This window comes from Nitrosomonas marina (assembly GCF_900111605.1).
In the GTDB taxonomy this organism is placed as follows: Bacteria; Pseudomonadota; Gammaproteobacteria; order Burkholderiales; family Nitrosomonadaceae; genus Nitrosomonas; species Nitrosomonas marina_A.
Genome location: NZ_FOIA01000065.1, coordinates 1 through 3,506, shown reverse-complemented (window position 1 = coordinate 3,506; position 3,506 = coordinate 1). Strand labels below are relative to the sequence as shown.

The window sequence follows — 3,506 nt, the reverse complement described above, 5'->3', positions numbered from 1 at the left end:
GGTTTGCTGGCCTGGGTGATCAGCAACAAATACCTCAATCACCTGCCGCTCTACCGCCTGGAACAGATTGCAGCACGAGAACAGGTCACGCTTTCTTCCCTGTAGGTGATGGCATACGTTTGATTGTTGCAGAGTGGATTACTTATCTGCGTGAAGAAAAACTCTGGGGGAATAATGATCCCTTATTTCCGGCAACCCGTATCTCTCACGATGAGTCGATGCAGTTTCAGGTTACTGGCATTGACCGCAAACACTGGCGCAACGCCACGCCAATACGCAAAATTTTCCGCAAAGCATTTACCGATGCGGGCCTGCCCTATTTCAACCCGCACAGCTTCAGAAATACACTGGTTCGCCTGGGCCAGCAAGTCTGTCAAACACCCGAACAATTCAAGGCATGGAGTCAGAATCTTGGTCATGAAAAAGTACTGACAACTTTTTTGAGTTATGGCAATGTTGAATGCCAGAGACAAGGAGAAATTATTCGGGATCTAGCCACACCCCGGCAAAATATACCACCAGACATCAAGGCTCTGCTCAAAGTTTTTGCGAGTGAAATGCGAGATTAGATACTACAAATTATTTCTTGCTACTTGAACGCGTATTTTGACACGTAAGATCCTATCTGATAAATATGCACACCAGATAACATTTAAATAATGTGAACAGCTTGCAGAAAATTTATGAGAAATATAGAAGTTGACTAGTTCTCAATGATACTTATAAGCCTGAAGCTCGAACTACTGAACAACAAATCCGAGCCTGCAATCTGCGCTTCGCCTTTTCTGGGCGGGGTTTTGATGTTCTTTTGAAGACCTGATACGACAGTATTTACATGAAGAATTAACTGAATTTGAAAAGGCGAAATAAATTGAACGTCTTTTTGGGGGGTAATTGTGGGTTTTTTGCGATATCAACAACAATTTCTCGCAAATCATCGTTAATATTAATTAGGCCTATTTCTTCAGCTCTCTCGGATGCGATATCAACATTCAACGTTGCGAATGGTGAAACAACACCTTTCACATAAACGGAGAGTTCATTTTTATCGCGAACTTTTTCGGCAAGGTTATGGCCCATTTTTCTGCGTGCCAACTCTTCATCACCTCGCCTGACTATCAAATCCCAGTTTCCATACCGCAATCTTTTGTAAACACCTTCATATAACAGGCGGCTGCAAAAGTAGGCTACAAGAAATTTAATGAAATCATATGCCAAGCTGATTAGAAGTTGTTCGTTATCCATTATTTAAGTTTTTATTTTTTCCGGGAACCTGACTACAAAAAGTATTCGGAGTATTTTTTAAGAAAAAGTCTATATTTCTTGGCGTCGACAAATTGATTATTTCCATCGTCGCTCTTTAAATCAAGATGTCTCAAATGATTTGTTTTTTCTTTTGCAACAGGTTTGGCCATTTCTATTAACTGCTTGATCTGTTGCGTATCTCTCCAGCCACTGATCCTTTGTTTCATCATGTTCTCAAAGCATTCAGTCAGTTCCTTAAGATTTGGCAAATTGTTACCGGGCCAATTAGCAATAACATCAGGCATATCTTTGTTACAGACATTAATGCTGATCTGCCCCAGTCCAAACGGCTTTCCCATTCCTATGGCATGACGACAACTATCATCGCCTCCCCATGTCATCGCCCACAACAGCGCCCCCAATTCTTCTTTTTTCAGGTTATGAAAACGCAACTTCCCTTTGTATATAACACCTGCTTTTACCGGTTTAATATGGGATTTCACTTTTTCCTGGTCTTTTTTTGATTCAGATACAAAATATTTCTCTCGCACAGGATAACGTTTCCAGCCACTGATTTGGGCATCGTTATCCATATAGGTTTTGTATGGCTGATCTTTTTCTAATCTGCCGTCTCCATTCTGAGCAATATAATTAGGATAGTAAGTAGGCTTAGGAGTACCGAGAACTGTTCCCCTATCCAGTTTCTGATATTCGTGAGCAGCTTTTGTTGATCGCGCATGCGAAAAACTGATCCGTCCTTTCAGGCCATGCTGACCATCTTCATTGGTTGTTCCAAAAATCAGCTCTGCCAGGTCAAATTCATTCTCAGAACAATGTCTTGGATTGCAATTTTCAATCAGATTGCCCACACTGTTGGTATAGGGCAATTTGAACAGCTGTGAAAGCCCTATTGCTTTAACTTTGTCGTCCTCCATCAAGTAAAAAACAGGAATACCTTTGCCATCAAAATTCAGTTGTTTTAGATACTGATAATGGCTTTGAGTATTTTGTTTTTTATTTTTCTCGGAATCGTTTAGAAGCAGAAAATCGCGAACGACCGAATCTTCAATCTTGATCTTTTCTTCACGATCTGCAAAGAAAATGAACTCCATGTATTTTCGAGGTCCTGGTTGGCCCGTAAAAACGATGTAACCACATTCTGTTCCAGAATTGCAAAAGTCATCAATTTTCTGATAATAAAGACGTTTCCCTTGGCTATGCAAATGAAAATCTTTTTTGCCTGGTTTAAAACTAATCTTTAATTCTTTTTCAGCGTTAAGCCATCTCTTATATTTCATCTCGGCAGAAGGTAAATTTTTAGTGTCTTTAGTATCAACCCAAAGCTTTTTGTTTTTTTTCAGATACTCTGTTATCGCCTCCTGCTTTATTCTTGCATGACTACATGGCGTTATACACCACTGGTTATTTAGATATTTGAGCCAACCCGTTTTTGTTTTGGGTTTAAATTTCTTTTTCCCTTCATTATCTGTAAATTTATTTATATAAAATGAAGCTTGCAAATCACGTACCCCCAGTTTCCTATCATCCACCAATCGCATTTTGCCAAACGAAGCAATCTCTAACACCGAACGCACCATGCCGCGAAGCGTTGAACCGGGAATCGCCAAATGCTCATCCGGCAATTCGAAGTGTTCAATCGTTTCTCCTTTCTTTTGACCTGGCAGAATGGGAGTATGCGCCTCTATCTCAAAATCTATGGTTCCGCAATAACCGTCCCTGAACGGCATATCATGACTGACTTCCTTATGCCAATCAGGTATAAATACATCACCAGACAAGGGTACAAAATTATATGGCGCGGTAATTTTATCAATCCCTTGGTGTTGGGTATTATTGTTTCCACCACCCCGGCTATTATTTTTGTGATTTGAATAATTTCGCTGATTTTTCATGACGTTCCTTACTTCTACCTAAATCCGACGAACCGGTAACTATCGGGTTGATAACCATTGTCCGTATATTTCCAATACACAAAATAATCAATGAACTGGTCTTTGCCGATGCAATAGCTTTGTTTTTTTCTCAGGCACACCTCGCCCTCATTCTTTCCTTCACTCAAGCGAATAACTTTCCACCCACCCTCGACTTGCTGGATTTGCACACTTTCGCATCCTTTAACCAGTTCGCCGTAAAGTATATTTTCCTTAGATAGTGTCGTCATAAGATACTAGCCCAAATAGCGATGCACCGTATATGGACAGCCGCCAGAAACGATGCGGCATTCTTTGCGTATCGTGTTG

Annotated in this window: 4 protein-coding genes and 2 pseudogenes; 2 read left to right on the top strand and 4 right to left on the bottom strand. The window is 40.6% G+C overall.

The features are described from left to right. Positions 1-93: pseudogene (locus tag BMY62_RS16035) on the top strand (IS66 family transposase); the annotation flags it as partial. Positions 94-119: 26 nt separating this feature from the next. Continuing rightward, positions 120-569 carry a hypothetical protein gene (locus tag BMY62_RS15590; protein WP_090662139.1) on the top strand — a complete coding sequence of 150 codons (450 nt, stop codon included), beginning with the start codon at positions 120-122 and terminating at the stop codon, positions 567-569. Between the two features lie 274 nt (positions 570-843). On the opposite strand, the gene BMY62_RS15585 is transcribed toward BMY62_RS15590, so the two are convergent. The 4 genes and pseudogenes from BMY62_RS15585 to BMY62_RS16030 form a co-directional block, all read right to left on the bottom strand. Further along, positions 844-1,245 (bottom strand): hypothetical protein, encoded by a 402-nt coding sequence (locus tag BMY62_RS15585; protein ID WP_090662137.1) that lies wholly within the window; start codon positions 1,243-1,245, stop codon positions 844-846. A 32-nt stretch (positions 1,246-1,277) separates the two neighbouring features. Next, on the bottom strand, positions 1,278-3,158 hold the full coding sequence (locus BMY62_RS15580; RefSeq protein WP_090662134.1) for a TIGR03986 family type III CRISPR-associated RAMP protein: 1,881 nt from the start codon (positions 3,156-3,158) through the stop codon (positions 1,278-1,280). A 14-nt stretch (positions 3,159-3,172) separates the two neighbouring features. After that, positions 3,173-3,427, bottom strand: a complete 255-nt coding sequence (locus BMY62_RS15575; protein ID WP_090662132.1) for a hypothetical protein — start codon at positions 3,425-3,427, stop codon at positions 3,173-3,175. After that, positions 3,424-3,506, bottom strand: a pseudogene (locus tag BMY62_RS16030) (IS5/IS1182 family transposase); the annotation flags it as partial. The gene BMY62_RS15575 and the pseudogene BMY62_RS16030, both read right to left, overlap by 4 nt.

What these genes read in the sequence shown, in the direction of transcription:
- BMY62_RS15585 (WP_090662137.1), bottom strand. Translation starts at nt 1,245, where the DNA reads ATGGATAACGAACAACTTCTAATCAGCTTGGCATATGATTTCATTAAA.
- BMY62_RS15580 (WP_090662134.1), bottom strand. Translation starts at nt 3,158, where the DNA reads ATGAAAAATCAGCGAAATTATTCAAATCACAAAAATAATAGCCGGGGT.
- BMY62_RS15575 (WP_090662132.1), bottom strand. Translation starts at nt 3,427, where the DNA reads ATGACGACACTATCTAAGGAAAATATACTTTACGGCGAACTGGTTAAA.